General features: G+C 54.1%; 15 protein-coding genes. 4 read left to right on the forward strand and 11 right to left on the reverse strand.

Features of this window, described 5'->3' with window-relative positions:
* Positions 1–244 precede the first annotated feature (244 nt).
* The 3 genes from acs (at position 245) to actP (ending at position 4,344) form a co-directional block, all read left to right on the forward strand.
* Positions 245–2,203: an acetate--CoA ligase gene (acs, locus tag JLG71_RS25685; RefSeq protein ID WP_064375653.1), complete on the forward strand. Its 1,959-nt coding sequence runs from the start codon at positions 245–247 to the stop codon at positions 2,201–2,203.
* 180 nt (positions 2,204–2,383) lie between these two features.
* Entirely contained in the window at positions 2,384–2,698 is a 315-nt protein-coding gene (locus JLG71_RS25690; protein ID WP_025107683.1) for a DUF485 domain-containing protein, read from the forward strand.
* A complete protein-coding gene (gene actP, locus JLG71_RS25695) occupies positions 2,695–4,344 on the forward strand; it encodes a cation/acetate symporter ActP (RefSeq protein WP_025107684.1) in 1,650 nt (549 codons plus the stop codon). The genes JLG71_RS25690 and actP overlap by 4 nt, the downstream gene beginning before the upstream one ends.
* A 38-nt stretch (positions 4,345–4,382) precedes the next feature.
* Here actP and JLG71_RS25700 read toward each other — a convergent pair whose 3' ends face one another.
* The 7 genes from JLG71_RS25700 to JLG71_RS25730 form a co-directional block, all read right to left on the reverse strand.
* Positions 4,383–5,486, reverse strand: coding sequence for a type 1 fimbrial protein (locus JLG71_RS25700; RefSeq protein WP_025107685.1), 1,104 nt, complete (start codon positions 5,484–5,486; stop codon positions 4,383–4,385).
* Between the two features lie 23 nt (positions 5,487–5,509).
* Positions 5,510–6,124, reverse strand: coding sequence for a fimbrial protein (locus JLG71_RS25705; RefSeq protein WP_077254480.1), 615 nt, complete (start codon positions 6,122–6,124; stop codon positions 5,510–5,512).
* Complete coding sequence (locus JLG71_RS25710) at positions 6,121–8,709, reverse strand: fimbria/pilus outer membrane usher protein (RefSeq protein ID WP_047724832.1); 2,589 nt, start codon at positions 8,707–8,709, stop codon at positions 6,121–6,123. Before JLG71_RS25710 ends, JLG71_RS25705 begins: the two co-directional genes overlap by 4 nt.
* On the reverse strand, positions 8,663–9,349 hold the full coding sequence (locus JLG71_RS25715; RefSeq protein WP_025107688.1) for a fimbrial assembly chaperone: 687 nt from the start codon (positions 9,347–9,349) through the stop codon (positions 8,663–8,665). The genes JLG71_RS25710 and JLG71_RS25715 overlap by 47 nt, the downstream gene beginning before the upstream one ends.
* Positions 9,350–9,410: 61 nt before the next feature.
* Positions 9,411–9,950, reverse strand: coding sequence for a fimbrial protein (locus tag JLG71_RS25720; protein WP_032747511.1), 540 nt, complete (start codon positions 9,948–9,950; stop codon positions 9,411–9,413).
* A 597-nt stretch (positions 9,951–10,547) separates the two neighbouring features.
* Complete coding sequence (locus JLG71_RS25725; RefSeq protein ID WP_046876820.1) at positions 10,548–11,237, reverse strand: LrgB family protein; 690 nt, start codon at positions 11,235–11,237, stop codon at positions 10,548–10,550.
* Complete coding sequence (locus JLG71_RS25730) at positions 11,230–11,640, reverse strand: CidA/LrgA family protein (RefSeq protein ID WP_004097823.1); 411 nt, start codon at positions 11,638–11,640, stop codon at positions 11,230–11,232. The genes JLG71_RS25725 and JLG71_RS25730 overlap by 8 nt, the downstream gene beginning before the upstream one ends.
* Positions 11,641–11,743: 103 nt before the next feature.
* Here JLG71_RS25730 and JLG71_RS25735 point away from each other — a divergent pair, with 103 nt between their 5' ends.
* On the forward strand, positions 11,744–12,625 hold the full coding sequence (locus tag JLG71_RS25735) for a LysR family transcriptional regulator (protein ID WP_064379934.1): 882 nt from the start codon (positions 11,744–11,746) through the stop codon (positions 12,623–12,625).
* Between the two features lie 48 nt (positions 12,626–12,673).
* Here the strand turns inward: JLG71_RS25735 and JLG71_RS25740 are convergent, their stop codons facing one another.
* From JLG71_RS25740 to soxR, 4 genes are all read right to left on the reverse strand, one after another.
* Positions 12,674–14,320, reverse strand: coding sequence for a Na+/H+ antiporter (locus JLG71_RS25740; RefSeq protein ID WP_025107692.1), 1,647 nt, complete (start codon positions 14,318–14,320; stop codon positions 12,674–12,676).
* A 147-nt stretch (positions 14,321–14,467) separates the two neighbouring features.
* The gene (locus JLG71_RS25745) at positions 14,468–15,817 is read right to left on the reverse strand and encodes an NCS2 family permease (protein ID WP_004097818.1); all 1,350 of its coding nucleotides are present in this window, start codon (positions 15,815–15,817) and stop codon (positions 14,468–14,470) included.
* 389 nt (positions 15,818–16,206) lie between these two features.
* Positions 16,207–16,875 (reverse strand): glutathione S-transferase family protein, encoded by a 669-nt coding sequence (locus JLG71_RS25750; RefSeq protein WP_014227554.1) that lies wholly within the window; start codon positions 16,873–16,875, stop codon positions 16,207–16,209.
* Positions 16,876–17,132: 257 nt separating this feature from the next.
* Entirely contained in the window at positions 17,133–17,591 is a 459-nt protein-coding gene (soxR, locus tag JLG71_RS25755; protein ID WP_004097815.1) for a redox-sensitive transcriptional activator SoxR, read from the reverse strand.
* Positions 17,592–17,653: the final 62 nt, after the last annotated feature.

Below are 17,653 nucleotides of genomic sequence, written 5' to 3' on the forward strand. Positions count from 1 at the left end.
TGCATAAACCCGCTAATATCCCCACCTTATGTTGCATAAGTATTTGTTATAAAAAATATTTAATATATTCATTTTCTATAAATCCACTTCAGAAATTATTTCATATCAAAGTTTCATTTGATTGCTTTTCATTCAATTTAATTATTGCGTGATCTGCCCCCCAAATAGCAAACAAAGCCGCCAAAGCCCCTACTATTAACGTTTATTTGACATATATTTAACAACCTACAGGAGAAAAAAAGCCATGAGCCAAATACATAAACACTCTATTCCCGCTAATATTGCGGAGCGTTGCCTGATTAACCCGGAACAGTACCAGGCGCAGTATCAGCAGTCCGTCACCGAACCTGACGCCTTCTGGGGCGAGCAGGGCAAAATCCTTGACTGGATAAAACCCTATACGCGCGTGAAAAACACCTCGTTCGCGCCGGGCAATATTTCCATTAAGTGGTATGAAGACGGTACGCTGAACCTCGCCGCTAACTGCCTCGATCGCCATCTGGCGGAGCGCGGCGACCAGACGGCCATCATCTGGGAAGGCGACGATGCCAGCCAGAGCAAAAACATCACTTATCGCGAGCTACATCGCGATGTCTGCCGCTTTGCCAACGTCCTGCTCGAGCTGGGCATTAAAAAGGGCGATGTCGTGGCTATCTATATGCCGATGGTGCCGGAAGCGGCGGTGGCCATGCTGGCCTGCGCGCGCATCGGCGCTATCCATTCGGTCATTTTCGGCGGCTTCTCGCCGGAGGCGGTCGCCGGCCGTATCATCGATTCCAACTCTCGCCTGGTGATCACCTCGGATGAAGGGCTGCGCGCCGGCCGCGCGATCCCGCTGAAGAAGAACGTCGACGACGCGCTAAAAAATCCGAACGTGAAGAGCATCGAAAACGTGGTGGTGTTCAAACGTACCGGCGGCAAAATCGACTGGCAGGAAGGCCGCGATCTGTGGTGGAGCGATCTGATCGAGAAAGCCAGCGCGGAACACCAGCCCGAAGAGATGAACGCCGAAGATCCGCTGTTTATCCTTTATACCTCCGGTTCGACCGGTAAGCCAAAAGGCGTGCTGCACACCACCGGCGGCTACCTGGTCTATGCGGCGTCAACCTTTAAATACGTGTTCGACTATCATCCGGGCGACATCTACTGGTGCACCGCCGACGTCGGTTGGGTCACCGGCCATAGCTACCTGCTCTACGGCCCGCTGGCCTGCGGCGCGACGACGCTGATGTTCGAAGGCGTACCGAACTGGCCGACCCCGGCGCGTATGTGCCAGGTGGTCGATAAGCATCAGGTCAACATTCTTTATACCGCCCCTACGGCGATCCGCGCGCTGATGGCGGAGGGCGATAAGGCCATCGAAGGCACCGACCGCTCTTCCCTGCGCATTCTCGGCTCCGTCGGCGAACCGATTAACCCGGAAGCCTGGGAGTGGTACTGGAAGAAGATCGGCAACGAGAAGTGCCCGGTGATGGACACCTGGTGGCAGACCGAAACCGGCGGCTTTATGATCACCCCGCTGCCCGGCGCTATCGAGCTGAAGGCCGGTTCCGCCACGCGTCCCTTCTTCGGCGTCCAGCCGGTGCTGGTGGATAACGAAGGCGCGCCGCTGGAAGGCGCGACCGAGGGGAACCTGGCGATCGCCGATTCCTGGCCGGGCCAGGCGCGCACGCTGTTTGGCGACCACGAACGCTTCGAACAAACCTACTTCTCCACCTTTAAAAATATGTACTTCAGCGGCGACGGCGCGCGCCGTGACGAAGATGGCTACTACTGGATCACCGGCCGCGTCGATGACGTGCTGAACGTTTCCGGCCACCGTCTGGGTACCGCCGAAATTGAATCGGCGCTGGTGTCGCATCCGAAAATCGCCGAAGCGGCGGTGGTCGGCATTCCGCATAACATCAAAGGCCAGGCCATCTACGCCTACGTGACCCTCAACCATGGCGAAGAGCCGACGCCGGAGCTGTACGCCGAGGTGCGCAACTGGGTACGTAAAGAGATTGGCCCGCTGGCGACGCCGGACGTGCTGCACTGGACCGATTCGTTACCAAAAACCCGTTCGGGCAAAATCATGCGCCGCATTCTGCGCAAAATTGCCGCGGGCGATACCAGTAACCTCGGCGATACCTCAACGCTTGCCGATCCTGGCGTGGTGGAAAAACTGCTCGAAGAGAAGCAGGCCATCGCTATGCCATCGTAAACCAACGATCCCCTACACCCTCTCCCCACCAGGGGAGAGGATATAATTACGACTCCCCAAGGATTTCAGGTAGCAGGAAAGCGGTAAACAGGCTGATTCCCGACAGTTAACTGCCGGGCGGATGAGTGTTGCCGACGACCGGCGCGTGAATGACGAAAGGGAACCTCTGGAGACGCTACGATGAACGAACAGATTTGTCAGCGGATAGAAAATAGTGCGCATTTTAAGGAGCTTGTTGCAGCCCGGCAAAGGTTTGCCGCCATCCTGTCACTGATTATGCTGGTGATTTATGTGGGCTTTATTCTGCTTATCGCCTTCGCCCCCGGCTGGCTGGGCACGCCGCTGCATGCGGGAACCAGCGTCACCCGGGGTATTCCGATTGGTATCGGCGTGATCGTTATCTCTTTCGTCTTAACCGGAATATACGTCTGGCGGGCAAATGGTGAATTTGATCGGCTGACGAAAAGCGTTCTCAGCGAGGTAAAAGCATCATGAAGAAAGTCCTGACGGCGCTCGCCGCCACGCTCCCGTTGACCGTCAATGCCGCGGATGCTCTCACCGGCGCGGTACAGCGCCAGCCGACCAACTGGCAGGCGATTATCATGTTCCTGATTTTCGTCGCCCTGACGCTCTATATCACCTGGTGGGCCTCAAAACGCGTACGTTCGCGCAGCGATTACTACACCGCGGGCGGCAATATCACCGGTTTCCAGAACGGGCTGGCGATTGCCGGCGATTTTATGTCGGCGGCCTCGTTCCTCGGCATTTCCGCGCTGGTTTACACCTCCGGCTACGATGGGCTGATCTACTCGCTCGGTTTCCTCGTCGGCTGGCCGATTATTCTGTTTCTTATCGCCGAACGCCTGCGTAACCTCGGCCGCTACACGTTTGCCGACGTAGCGTCCTATCGTCTTAAGCAGGGGCCGATCCGCACCCTCTCCGCCTGCGGTTCGCTGGTAGTGGTGGCGCTCTATTTGATAGCCCAGATGGTCGGCGCGGGTAAGCTTATCCAGCTGCTGTTCGGCCTCAACTACCACATTGCGGTGGTGCTGGTCGGCGTGCTGATGGTGCTTTACGTCCTCTTTGGCGGCATGCTCGCCACCACCTGGGTGCAGATTATCAAAGCCGTCCTGCTGCTGTTCGGCGCCAGCTTTATGGCCTTTATGGTGATGAAGCACGTCGGCTTCAGCTTCAATAATCTGTTCACCGAAGCGATGGCGGTCCACCCGAAAGGCTCGGCGATTATGAGCCCCGGCGGACTGGTGAAAGACCCGATATCGGCGCTATCGCTAGGCCTCGGGCTGATGTTCGGCACCGCGGGTCTGCCGCATATTCTGATGCGCTTCTTCACCGTGAGCGACGCCAAAGAAGCGCGTAAGAGCGTGTTCTACGCCACCGGCTTTATGGGCTACTTCTATATTCTGACCTTTATCATCGGCTTCGGCGCCATCATGCTGGTGGGGGCGAATCCGGCGTTCAAAGACGCGGCCGGTCAGCTTATCGGCGGTAACAATATGGCGGCGGTGCATCTGGCGGACGCGGTCGGCGGTAACCTGTTCCTCGGCTTTATCTCCGCCGTGGCCTTCGCCACTATTCTGGCGGTGGTCGCTGGCTTGACGCTGGCTGGCGCGTCGGCGGTCTCTCACGACCTGTATGCGAACGTGTTCCGTAAAGGGGCGACCGAGCGTCAGGAGCTGAAGGTGTCGAAGATTACCGTGCTGATCCTCGGCGTGGTGGCGATTCTGCTGGGCATCCTGTTCGAGAATCAGAACATCGCCTTTATGGTCGGCCTCGCGTTCTCCATCGCCGCCAGCTGTAACTTCCCGATTATCCTGCTGTCGATGTACTGGTCGAAGCTGACCACCCGCGGGGCGATGATTGGCGGCTGGCTGGGTCTGCTGACCGCGGTGATTCTGATGATCCTCGGCCCGACCATCTGGGTGCAGATCCTCGGTCACGAAAAGGCGATATTCCCGTATGAATATCCGGCGCTGTTCTCTATCGCCGTGGCCTTTATCGGTATCTGGTTCTTCTCCGCCACCGATAGCTCAGCGGAAGGCGCGCGCGAGCGCGAGCTGTTCCGCGCTCAGTTTATCCGTTCGCAGACCGGTATCGGCATCGAGAAAGGCCAGGCGCATTAATCATTGCCCGTTCCCCGGCCTGCCGGTCGGGGAATATTTTATTGGTAGATAAAGGTTATCGTTCCGCTCGCATTCGCGGTGCCTGGCGTCACGTTAGATCCGGTTTTGTAATAGTTCGCGGTAAACGTCAGGACGTTCGATGCCGCCGCCCCGCCGGGATTATCAGGATCGGTGAATATTGTATAGCTGGCCTCCGAGCCGGGGTTGGTCACAGTCGTTCTTTTCGATTCTGAAAATACCCTGTAGATTGCATTATTCACGATTAATGGTGTGTTATAAAGATTCAGCTGTACTCCAACGCCGGTCGCTACGTTTTCGCCGGACGTTAACGCAATAACGGTATGATCGGAATTATCACCCTCCGCTTCTGGCGCCGTAACGCGCATCGCCACGAATGTTCCCGGCTCACAGGTTAGGGTCAGCGTTTGCTGAGCTGAGCCAGCTTTGTTAGAAAGATTAAACTCACTTGTTTTCACTGAGCCCATTTGGAAATTCAGCGCGGTCGAATCAACCGAACACCCCATCGGGGTCAGCTGGATTTTTGTCGAGCCCGTCACGTGCAGCTGGGAAATAGCCATCGTTCCGTCAAGATCCAGAATAGAAACCGTGGAAATCGGATCGGCCAGCGTCAGCGTGCTGTTACTGGCAATAGCTCCCCCCGTTGCCACAAGCTGGACCTGGTACGTTGGCGCATAATATGTGCTTGCCTTGTCATCAAAAGATCCATTAGGTTTTCCCAGATACAAGTCTGCATCACCGATATGATGAACGCTGTAGTCAGCATTAAAATCATCGTTATCACCACCATATTCACCCGTGATATTGAGCCAGAATTTGACGCGAATACCGATACCCTGCACGGAGGTCGAGTAGATGTTATCCCCCACTAAGGTGCCCGCATTCCCCGAGCTCCATCCGAACAGTGCATATAACCAACCCCGACAATCCGTAATGGAGGTGGTTGGATGCGTTATCTGCCCTGAATCATAAAGGATGGTCCCCGCCGAGTAGCTACCGGCATTAACCAGTATCTGTGGAGGTAAATTAGTTAAAGCGATATCGCCCGAGTTTGCACCCGTTTGGCATGCCCAACTGTAAGCCGGTAATAAGCAGGCCAGCAGCAATAAAATTAACGTCTTCATAGTTCTTCCCTGGCGAAAATAGATCATTTATAGGCAACATTGAACGTGACCGTATAGGAGACACTGCCCGCCGTCACCCGACCATTCGGCGTATACATTCTTGCGATCATATTAAAAACATGTTCAGCGCCATCAGTGAAAAAATAGGTATAGCTATCACCTGGTCCCAGGTTTTTCTGGTCCACCGCGCTTTGCAACTGTAGCCACACGTCCTGAGCACCAGAAAAAAGCTCATTCATATATACATTGATATCGTTGCCAACAAATACAATACCGCTAAACATTAGCGTCACTGACGCCGTACCCTTTGAGCAATTATCAAAGGCGATTGAAACTATCTTAGCCGCGCTACTCGCGCCCGGTTTACCGCTCAAACTTTGATAGGAAACCGTTCCTAAATCGATAGCGCTGGAGGGTTTTACCGATACCTCACATACGGGCTCTTCAATCTTACCGGTGATATTGAAATTAACAGTACTATTGGCGTCATAAGCCCAGGCTGGCCTTACAAACATCAACGCAAGTCCGATAGTGATAATAAATACCTCGAACGATTTCATTAATCGCCCGCCATTATTTACCCTCATTAATTCCATTCTTAATTTATGTATCAAGGCAATCATCCAGTTATTCATCATCGGCAATCCGCTGCATAAAAAACGATATCATCAACCGATTTATTGGTGGATAAATCATAGTTAACATAGCATTGGCTATTTTTGCTATCACCCCACTTCACAAATAACCGGCCTTTTTCAGATAGCCCGGTCAGATAGGCCTGTCCGGAATCCCCTACGATAGTGCTGCGTTTTTCTTGAGGTTGCTGGCTTGCATCATCTAATGTAATAACGGCGCCAAAAGGGACCTCTTTATTATTAAAACGCAAAGTCATCATCGCTTTATAGCCAATCCAGGTATTATATTTAACTTTTACAATCGCATTACGCGTCGGGACCACCGTTTTGGCAATATTATCGATTTCCGCTCCCGAGACCTGCTGTTCATCAAGAGAGAGATTATTTTCATGGTAGGGTCGTACGAAGGGTACAACGGCGTATCCGGCAGAGTCGGTCATCACGTTAGTCTGCCCGCGCACCGCAATATTGCTGACGCCAGGCGCTTCAACCAGCGCAACGCTTTCGCCCAGATAGCGTGACAGCGTTATTCCACTGGAATGGGCCAGCATCCCACCGCGTAGCGAGTAATTATAGTGGGCGCTATAGCTGTCATACCCGTATCCCGCGGTGACTTCACCTTTTGAACCCTGATAGTTGAGATTGACGTTGCCGGAAGTCCTTTTAGCGCTGGCATTGTAACCCTCCTGCATATTCCAGTTCAGAGAACGGTCCGCAAAAGCCGAACCGCTTAAACCCAGGCTATGGGTCGTGTCGCCCATCCGGCTGCTGTTCATATTGTAGCTGGCCGAGATATCCGCACCAAAAGGCACGCTCACCGTGAGTGAAATAAGGTTATCGCTGATCTGAGAACTATCGCTATTCTGGCCTGAACTCTGGACATTTCGACTATAGGAATAGTTAATGAAATAGGAAATGCGGCCAATGGTATTGCTGTAGCTCACGCCCAACGACTCCATGCGTGAATTATCCCAATAAGATTCACTGACCAAAGAGAAGGAGAGTGAACCATACCCTGAGAGAGTCTGAGAGGCTGAAGCGTCAAAACGATCTTTAGTCCGCCCCGTTGATGAACAGCACCCGCTATGCGCATTCGACCTATCAATAAAATTCTGCAGAGAATAATAGCCATGGGTTGAATAACGATACCCGGCAACGGAGAAGTTGGTTCCCGTCTGCGGAATATCTTTGCTAAAGCGCACGCGATAAGATTGCCCTTCGCTGGATGACGTGTGATTCGACGTTGGCGTCTCTTTTATATCCGCCCGGGACTGGGACGCATCGAGGGAGAGCGCGCCGATCGTGCCCAGGTTAAGCCCGGCGCCCAGGATAACATTACTGTATTTGTTCTCCAGCTGCTGAAAACCGCTATACAGCGTGACGTTGCTCGATGCTCCCCAGGCAATGTTAGATTGCAGGAAGCTATATTCTTTTCCGCCGGAACTCCCCGAACGCGTTTTACCGCTGCTCAGGGCGTAATCTATCTGGCCCTCGCGCTGCAAAATCGCCAGCGAAGCAAAAGGCACCACAAAGCTCTGTTCACTGCCATCGGACTCTTTTACCGTCACATTCAGATCGCCCGCGCTCCCGGTTGGGTAAAGATCGTTTATTTCAAACGCGCCAGGGGGAACCGTTGTTTTATAAATGCTGTATCCGTTCTGATAGACCGTCACGTCGGCGGTGGTGCGGGCGATACCTTTAATGACCGGCGCAAAACCATTCATGCTATCCGGCAGCATCTCTTTATCTGAGTTCAGCTGTAGCCCGGTGAAGCTAATACTGTCGAACACGCTTGATGACGTATAGGTCTGACCCAGGATCAGCTGGCCTTTCAGGGCCTGGATATCACGTGAAATATAGCTGTAGACCGAGTCCCACTGGTTGCCGTCATCATTATGGTTGAGAGTACTGTAGTTCCGTAAACGCCACGGCCCGACGTTTAAACCCGGCTGCAGGCTCACAAACTGGCTGGACGTCGCTTCGCCGCCGTGCCGCGGATCGGTCTTTTGCCCGGAGAGATTATAGTTAAGTAGCCCCGCGGTAATACCCTGTTGCCACCGGCTTTCAGGGACATATCCCCGCGGATGATGCATCACCGCGACCTGAGGTACGTTAAAATCAACGCGCTGTTGTGAAAGTAATACCGTGGTTCCCCATCCAGGGATTGCGGATAGTCGGGCACAGCGGGAACCCGCGACCGTGAGCTCGGGATAATTTTCCGTTTTGATTGACCACGCTTTCAGATGCGCGACGCTGATACAGGGTGAAGAAGCGTCACGATCTTCACTCTGTTGCGTGAAGCTGATTGATTCGGAAGCAATAAATTCGTCGTTAATATAAACATCAAGGTTATATTCGCCCGGCGGGACGGTTTCCTGGGAAATATAGCTCAGGTCGACGGCCGTTGTACCGGTTTCATTGACCTCCAGCAGGTGAGGATTGAAATACTCACCTGCGATAGCGGGTAACGGAATAGTGATAAAGCAGGAAATAATGGCAACGTAGCCACGTTTCAACAGGAATGTAAAATTCTGTCCAACGTTATTGAATGATGGCGGTATATTTTGGTCCCGGCATTCCATAGTCATTGATCACGCTCCATGTGATTTTCTTTTTCCCTGGTGAAGATGTGTTTGCTACCGGTATTTTTATGGTTGAAAAAGGCGCAACAAACCATGCTTCAGGAACTGACTTACCATTAACCGTAATATCAGAAAAGTTCATATATAATGGCGAGGGGTTTTTAACTTTAATATCTCTGCCTTCAGCAGACCACTGCAGTTTTTCGGCAAACTTTTCCGGTATGGCATTTTTTAATGCCGCTGGTCGAAAAATAAGTTTAATCCGCGAGTTAATGGCAAACTGCACCATGTTTTTGTCCGGCGCGCTATCCATAGCGGGAATACCTTTAATATTCAGCCAAAACATCGACTCTCGCTCTTCGGGCAGCGGTTTACCTGAGCGGAGGATTCGGACAAACCCTTGTTCGCCGGCCTTCAGGCGAAACAGCGGAGGGGTGGTAATAAAGGAATCTTTTGCTGGTGATGCCTCATCCACAACCGCGATCCAGGACTGTACGATATTTGTCACGTTATCCTTATTTTGCACAGAGACCGTCGCCGCCTTTTGGGTACCATCGAATATGACTCGCGTGCCCCCCACCACCACGCTGGCCTGTGCGACAGACATGCAGGAAAAAAAACAGATTAAGTAAGCTAATTTTTTCATGGTAGAGTCCAGGAAGGGAAAGCGGCGAGCTTTCCCTTTTGTCGGTTTATATGACGCTAAATTAATAGTAGGTAACGTTGTAAGTCACGGTTGTCTGCACCGCCCCTTTGGTGGGAGCATCCGCGCCAGATTTAGCCAGTTTGACGGTAAAAGGAATGGTCGCGGTGCCGGAGGTAATATCGACGTCAGCACCTTCCGTATTGTTCTTCAGCAGGGCACCCTTGTTGTCAAAAATCGCCACCGCAACGCCGGTAGCGGGTGAGTCTGTCGCCTGGTTCCTGAAGTAATCGCTATTCGTCGTGTCCGCTTCGCCACCAAACGTCACTTTGGCCACACTGGTACCGCCGTCTGTAGTCTTAGGGCATCCGGTTAAAGTGAAAGAAAAACTCTTCGCCGCACCGTAGATATTCGCATCCAGATCGGCTACCGATGAGGTCCCCATATCAATGGACGAAACGCCATTATCGATAGTGGCTGTACAGGTAGTGTCGGAGACCTTACCCTTAAAAGTAATGGTATTCGCGGCCTGAGACAGATTAACCAGAGCGCAGCCGGCAGATAAGGCTAATATTTTGGCAAGAGTTTTGGTACTGAAGTTCATTGGTATTCCCCTTTTTATTAAGATTAACAATCAATCCATCAATTGTTTTATGGCGTCTATTAGAGAATGAAGCCAGACATCAGCTAAAACTATAAGCCGATAATGTGCATGGGGAGTGAGTAACCTGCATTTAATATTACTAACCTATAAATACAAGAGCTTTAGTTCCACATGAATCCATTCAATAATAAAAGCTCACGTCAATAAGGTATCTAAAATCGAGACTATTCTCAATAACCATATGTGAATCATCTCAAATGAATAATAACTTTGAACCAATCAATACAAAATATATATTATAAATAACCAAATAAAATCATAGCGTTAAACATTAAACTTATTCATAAAAAATATCATTTCACATATTCACATTCTTCATTAATATCAAAAAAATCTCAAATTGAAACATTTGATTACAATTTAAGAGAGGGACAAATAAGGATAAAACCTATGATATCATCGGATTATCTTACAAATACGAATATTTAATTAACCGTTCATCTCGATAAGATGAAATGACTATTCATATGAGTATAAATAGTCGTGAGATATGGAAAAGTACCTTAGCGAGTATGCGTTGATTAATTAAAAAGGGGGTCAGAACATGGCCCATCTCACCAGCGGCGCGGCCAGCACCATCACCACTCCGGATAGCATCATCACCAGGCTGGCGACCACGCCCTCCTGAGGGCCAAGCTCGTAGGATCGTGCGGTACCGGCGCCGTGCGATGCGGCACCCAATCCGGCCCCTTTTGCCATACCTTCGCGAATAGAAAGACGCAGAAACAGTACATCCCCTACCGCCATCCCGAATACCCCGGTGACCACGACAAACAGAGCGACTAAATCTGGCTGGCCGCCCAGCGGTTTGGCTGCCGCCAGCGCAAAGGGGGTGGTAACGGAGCGTACCGCCAGGCTGCGCTGGATCTCATCAGGCAAGGTAAATAATCGCGCCAGCCACACCGAACTGGTCACCGCGACAACCGAGGCGGTAGTGACGCCAGCCGTCAGCGACATCCAGTGGCGCTTAATAATCGCCAGGTTGTCGTATACCGGCACGGCAAAGGCGATCGTCGCCGGGCCCAGCAGCCACAGCAGCCAGTGGGTCTCCCCCATATAGCGTTGATAAGAGATATGGCCGAATACCAGCATCATGACCAACAGGATCGGGGTGAAAACCAGCGGCATCAGCGGCAGTTTATGGAAGCGGCGATAAAGCCGCTTGTTGGCAAAATAGAGTCCCAGCGTGACAAGAAGGCACAGGAGGCTCAGCTGAAAATCACTCATGTTTCATCCTGCTGACTTCATAGCGATACACTTTATCAACCACCCATGCCGTGGCGCCCAACACCATCGTAGTGCTCAAGCCAATCACCAGAAAGATACGCCAGCCATCAACCATCAGCAGCTGCGCGTAGTTGACGACCGCCACCACCGCCGGTACGAAAAACAGCAGCATCTCCGCCAGCAGCCAGCGGGCTCCGGCGCGTACCCAGTTTAAAGGAATGACCCGGCAGACGATCAGCGCCAGCATCATCAGCATGCCCACCAGATTCGCCGGAAGCGGCAGGTGCAGCCAGTTAACTAAATATTCAGCGCAGACGAACAGTCCGGCGTAGATCAGGACCTGAACCGGTACCTGAAGACGTTGCATAACGAAGGGCGTCACGCGAGCTGGCGCAAAGGCCATGAGCGGTATTCCTGAAAAAGAAGACAGGCGTGCAGTATAGAGAGCCGCCCGGCGCGGCAGAAATGAATTAAAATCATCACAGGTATAGTCTCAGGGAATAATTATGGATATCCGAACGCTGCGTTATTTTGTCGAAGTGGTTCGCCAGCAAAGCTTTACCCGCGCGGCGGAGAAACTGTTCGTCACGCAGCCCACCATCAGCAAGATGCTTAAAAACCTTGAAGATGAGCTGAACTGCACGCTGCTGATCCGCGACGGTCGCCGGCTGCTGCTGACCGATACCGGACGCGTGGTTTTCGAGCGCGGGCAGGCCATCCTTGGCGAATTTCACCAGCTGGAGTCGGAGCTGAGCGATATTAATCATCTGCACAAAGGCGTACTGCGTCTCGGGATCCCACCGATGGTCGGCATGTTGATGGCCGAGCCGATTAGCCGCTTTCGCCAGCGCTATGCGGGTATCGAGTTGAAAATCTCCGAGTTTGGCGGATTGACCGTGCAGCAGGCGGTCAGCAACGGCGAACTGGATTTAGCCATGACGGCGCTTCCGGTTGATGAGGCCAGCGGCCTGACGACGCTATCTCTGTTCAGCCATCCGCTCTGCGTACTGACGCCGAGAACGGCACAATGGGAGGGCCTCAGGTCATTGTCGCCGCAGGCGCTCGCCGGGCATCCGCTGGTGATTTACAACGAGGATTTCGCCCTCAGCCAGCAGCTGATGCGGCTGTTTGCTCAGCATGATGTTAAGCCGCGCATCGCCGTGCGCAGCGGACAGTGGGATTTTCTGGCCGCCATGGTCCAGGCGGGGATTGGCATCGCGATTTTGCCGGAGCCGATTTGCCAGCGCCTCGACCCGCAGAGCTTTTGCTGGATGCCGTTGCAGAGCGATCTGCGCTGGGAGCTGGGGATGATTTGGCGGGAAGGCGTTTATCTGTCGCACAGCGCGCGAGCGTGGCTGGAGTGCAGTAAGGCGTTCTGGCTGAAGTAAGTCCCCGGGTCGCGGCGTCAACGCCTGACCCGGGGAACAGGTACGGCGTTACTGATCTTCTATAAGCAGCGCTTCCAGCAGATCGAGGTCGTGCAGCAGCTTCTGCAGCGTCTCGTTGCTGATCTGCCGGGTGGCGCGCAGGTGGTACAGCTCACCGCGTTCGGAACGCAGCGCCGCCAGGCGGAACCGGCGTTCGAGGCTCTCCTCCAGCATCGACGTTTCAACATCGTTGCGGCCATCGACGCGACGACGCAGGTTACCAATCACCCGCGAACTGACCTCGGTCAGCAGCTGATTATCAATATTCTCTTTGGTATCCGCAGCCAGACGCTCTTCCATTTTCTGAATCGCGACAATCGCCACATCCGCCGTAGCGGCCCGCGCCAGACGCTCCTCTTTGCGCTGCTGGACATGGTCGGTCGACTCGATATGGCGCAGCAGAATCGGCAGCACAATCACGCCGACGAACAGTGAGAACAGAATCACCCCGGCGGCGAGGAACACCAGCTCATAGCGCGCCGGGAAGACGTTGCCGTCCGGTAGCAGCAGAGGAATAGACAGTACACCGGCAAGGGTAATCGCCCCGCGAACGCCGGCGACGGAGGAGATCAGCAGCTCGCGTGTGGTCCAGGAGCCGAACTCCATCGGTTTCTTTTTCAGGAAACGCTGGCTCAGTTTGCGCATCGTCCACAGCCAGCCAAAACGCACCAGCATCAGGGCGGCATAAATCAGAATGATATCGGTAAACAGCATCCAGGTTTCGACGTTGGGATCCGCTTCTGCGGCCACCAGCGAGCTGGAAAGAATGTCCGGCAGCTGCAGGCCCAACAGCAGGAAGACCATGCCGTTAAACACGAACTCCAGCATCGCCCAGGTGCTGTTGGCGCGCAGGCGCATCGCCAGCGGCGCGCTGCGCATCACCCCGGAACGCGTAATGGTCATCCCCGCGGCGACCGCCGCCAGGATCCCGGAAAAGCCGATATGCTCCGCGATCAGATAAGAGGCGAACGGCAGCAGGAACAGCAGCACAATTTGCGTTGCCGGTTCATCGCCGCCCCAGCGGCTGAGGAAGCGCATCGAGCGCCCGTACAGCCAGCTGACCACAAAGCCCGCGAGAATACCGCCGACCGCCACCTTGAAGAACTCCACCGTCGCGCCGCCGACGGTAAAGACCATGGTGCCCATCGCCACCGCAACGGCAAACTTCAGGGAGACCAGGCCGGAGGCATCGTTCATCAGCGCTTCGCCCTGCAAAATGCCCATTATTTTTTTCGGAATGCGCCCTTCGCCGACAATTCCCGACAGCGCCACGGCATCCGTTGGCGACAGAACCGCCGCCAGAGCAAAAGCCGGAATCAGCGGAATACCCGGCACGATCCAGTAGATGAGGTAGCCAATACCGACCACCGTTACCACCACCAGCGCCAGCGCCAGACCGAAAATTTCCCGTCCATGCTCTATGAACTCACGGGTTGGCGTCTTCCAGCCATCGGCAAAAAGCAGCGGCGGAATGAACAGAACCAGAAAGAGTTCGGGGTCGAATTCAACGTGCAATCCGAAGGTAGGCCAGGCCAACAGCGCGCCGATGCCAATTTGGATTAAGGGGAGTGGAACCTGAAAGGGCAGTACGCGTGTAACCACCCCGGAGAGAGAGACCACGAGGGTCATGATGAGTATGGTAAAGAATATTTCCATGTGTTCCCTGTTTGCTGCGTGTCTTTTTTTTACATCTGAGGCGTCATGTCTCGGCATAATACGCTACTCAGATTAACGCAAAAGGAAACAGGATGTGGCTTAAAAATTAAACGGGCGGCCAAAGCCGCCCGTTGTTAGCAGGAAAAGTTAAATCGCCCAACCGCCGGCGTAGAAGATAACCAGCGCCGCGGCGATGATCACCGTACCCAGGTTTAGCTTACGCCATTCGCCGGACACCAGACGACCGATCACCAGCGACGCAAAGCCGATCATGATGCCGGTCACGATGTTGCAGGTCAGCACGATAAAGACCGCGGTAATCAGGCCCGCCATCGCGTCGACGAAATCGTTGAAATCGATTTTCGCCACGTTGCTCAGCATCAGCAGGCCGACGTACATCAGCGCCGGCGCGGTGGCATAAGCCGGCACCAGATACGAGAGCGGAGAGAGGAACAGGATCAGCAGGAACAGCACGCCGACGGTCACTGCCGTCAGGCCCGTTTTGCCGCCCGCCGCAGTACCGGCAGCGGATTCGATATACACCGCCGCCGGCGCCGCCCCGACCAGGCCGGAGAAGACGCTGCTCAGGGAGTCGGTGGTCAGCGCTTTGCCGCCGTTAATAATCTGCCCGTCTTTATCCAGCAGGTTCGCCTGGCCGGCCACCGCGCGGATGGTTCCGGTGGCGTCAAACACCGCGGTCATCACCAGCGCAAGCACGCTTGGCAGAACCACCGGGTTCAGCGCGCCCACGATATCCAGGCTACCGATCAGCGAGTTGCCTTTATCGTCGCTCAGCGACGGCATGGCGAAGATACCGGAGAAGTGAACGTTAGGATCGAAGATCAGGCCGATAATCGAGACGCCGATAATCGTCAGCAGGATACCGCCCGGCACTTTCAGTTTTTCGAGGCCGATAATCACCGCCAGCCCGACCAGCGACATAATCACCGGGAAGCTATCAAAATTACCCAGCGCCACCGGCAGACCATCCAGCGGATTTTTAATCACCAGGCCCACGCCGTTGGCGGCAATCAGCAGCAGGAACAGACCGATACCAATCCCCGTACCGTGCGCCACGCCCTGCGGCAGGTTACGCAGGATCCAGCTACGAATGCCGGTCGCGGAGATCACGGTGAACAGGACCCCCATCAGGAACACCGCGCCCAGCGCGACCGGAATGCTGATCTGTTGACCCAGTACCAGGCTAAAGGCGGTAAACGCGGTCAGGGAGATGGCGCAGCCAATCGCCAGCGGCAGGTTCGCCCACAGCCCCATCACCAGCGAGCCGACGCCGGCAACCAGACAGGTGGAAACAAATACCGCAGCCGGTGGAAAACCCGCTTTGCCGAGCATACCCGGCACCACGATGACGGAGTAAACCATCGCCAGGAAGGTGGTAAGACCGGCAACGATTTCCTGACGCACGGTACTGCCGCGAGCAGAAATTTTAAACCAGGCGTCCAATGAACCGCCGGTACGCGCTGAAGGCGTAGACATAGAAAACTTCCCCTGAGAATTTTTATCGTTCGTCCGAATGCGTGGTGGACCATCCACTGCCAGCTAAACGCGATCTCCTTGTGCTACATCGCAGCGCCAGGGGCCGCGAAAAAGCAAACGTTTAACTCCGCGCATACAGTACGGTGTGAAGAATGACTTTGCTCCCCTCTGTCAGCAGAGGAAATGATGAGCAAAATAAAAAGGCAAACGATTATCCAGCCTTTAGACGGGCCTTTTCAACTGAAGTTTGTCGTATTTCGCTAAATTTCGCTTATGACGTTCAGGAAATAACCAGCCGATGCGCAAACGTTATCGTCCATGCGCAATCCGGTAACATTTTTGTATTGCGCTGATAGCAATTTTCCCCGGTCATCGGCTTTAGTAATAGTTTATTCGCCGGGTAAGGTGAACGGCCCCCCGCGCTCAACCGCTTTTTGCCAGGCCGGGCGCTGCTCCACGCGCTGAACCCACTGCGTCAGATGGGGTAAATTCTCCACGCCGCCGCGCGCCAGCAGCGCCATCGCGGGAAAGCTCATCTGAATATCGGCCATACTCAGCTCAGCGCCGGCAAACCAGCGCTGGCGGGAAAGGTGCGCTTCAATAAAGCGGGCATGGGTGTCCACCTGGCGGTTAAGCCAGGCCTTCTGTACCCCCTTGCCCAACGCATTACCCAGCGTGCGCATACCAAACGGCACCGGCGGTTTGCCCAGGCTGGCAAACACCAGCTTCATCAGCAGCAGGGGCATCAGCGACCCCTCGGCGTAGTGCAGCCAAAAGCGATATTGCAGCTTATCTTCCACCGACTCAGGTTTTAAGCGCCGGGCGCTATCATAGGTTTCCTGTAAATATTCCAGAATGGCGCCGGACTCCGCCAGAATGTGGCCGTTATCCTCAACCACCGGCGATTTACCCAGCGGATGAACGCTTTTTAATTCCGCCGGTGCGAGCATATCCTTGCCACGCTGATAAGAGACAACCTGATAAGGCAGCTGCAGCTCTTCCAGCGCCCATAACACGCGCTGCGATCGTGACTGATTGAGATGATGTACCGTTAACATGGGCCTCTCCCGCTGTTTGTTCAAATTAACTATAGGAACAGGCGGCGGATGCCGGGAATTTTTCGGCAAACTGAAGAGGCAAATTCAGAGAAAAGAGCCACACTTAAATTGTCGGCGCAAACCGGAACCTCCATCAAAGATTGCGCAATACTGAGGTGAGCCGACGTCGGGGGAAACCCTCCTGCGTACCAGCGGGATAGTGCGAAAGACCAAGACCGGAAAACAACTAAAGCGCCCTGTTGTGGCGCTTTAGTTTTTTAGTCATCCTCCAGCAATCGCGCGCCGGTCCCCTCTTCACCCAGCTTATCGCCCGGGTTGCGTAACGGGCAGTCGCGACGCGACAGACAGCCGCAGCCGATACAGCCATCGAGCTGATCGCGCAGCGCGGTCAGGGTATGAATGCGCCGGTCCAGCTCCTCCCGCCACTGGGACGACAGCATCTTCCACTCTTTGGCGCTGAGGTTATGCCCTTCCGGCAGTACGCCGAACGCGTCGCCGATGGTCGCCAGCGGAATACCAATGCGTTGCGCAATCTTAATGATCGCCACCGCGCGCAGGACGTCGCGCCGGTAGCGCCGCTGATTGCCCGCGTTGCGCTGACTGTGGATCAGCCCTTTACTTTCATAAAAGTGCAGCGCGGAGACGGCCACGCCGGTTCGTTTTGCCACTTCGCCGGGCGTCAGCAGCATTTTGATGCGGGGTGATTTCTTTTCCATAAAGCGCTTTACCTCAAGTTAACTTGAGGAATTATACTCGCCCGCAGACAAAACGACGAATC

This window comes from Klebsiella michiganensis (assembly GCF_015139575.1).
GTDB lineage: Bacteria > Pseudomonadota > Gammaproteobacteria > Enterobacterales > Enterobacteriaceae > Klebsiella > Klebsiella michiganensis.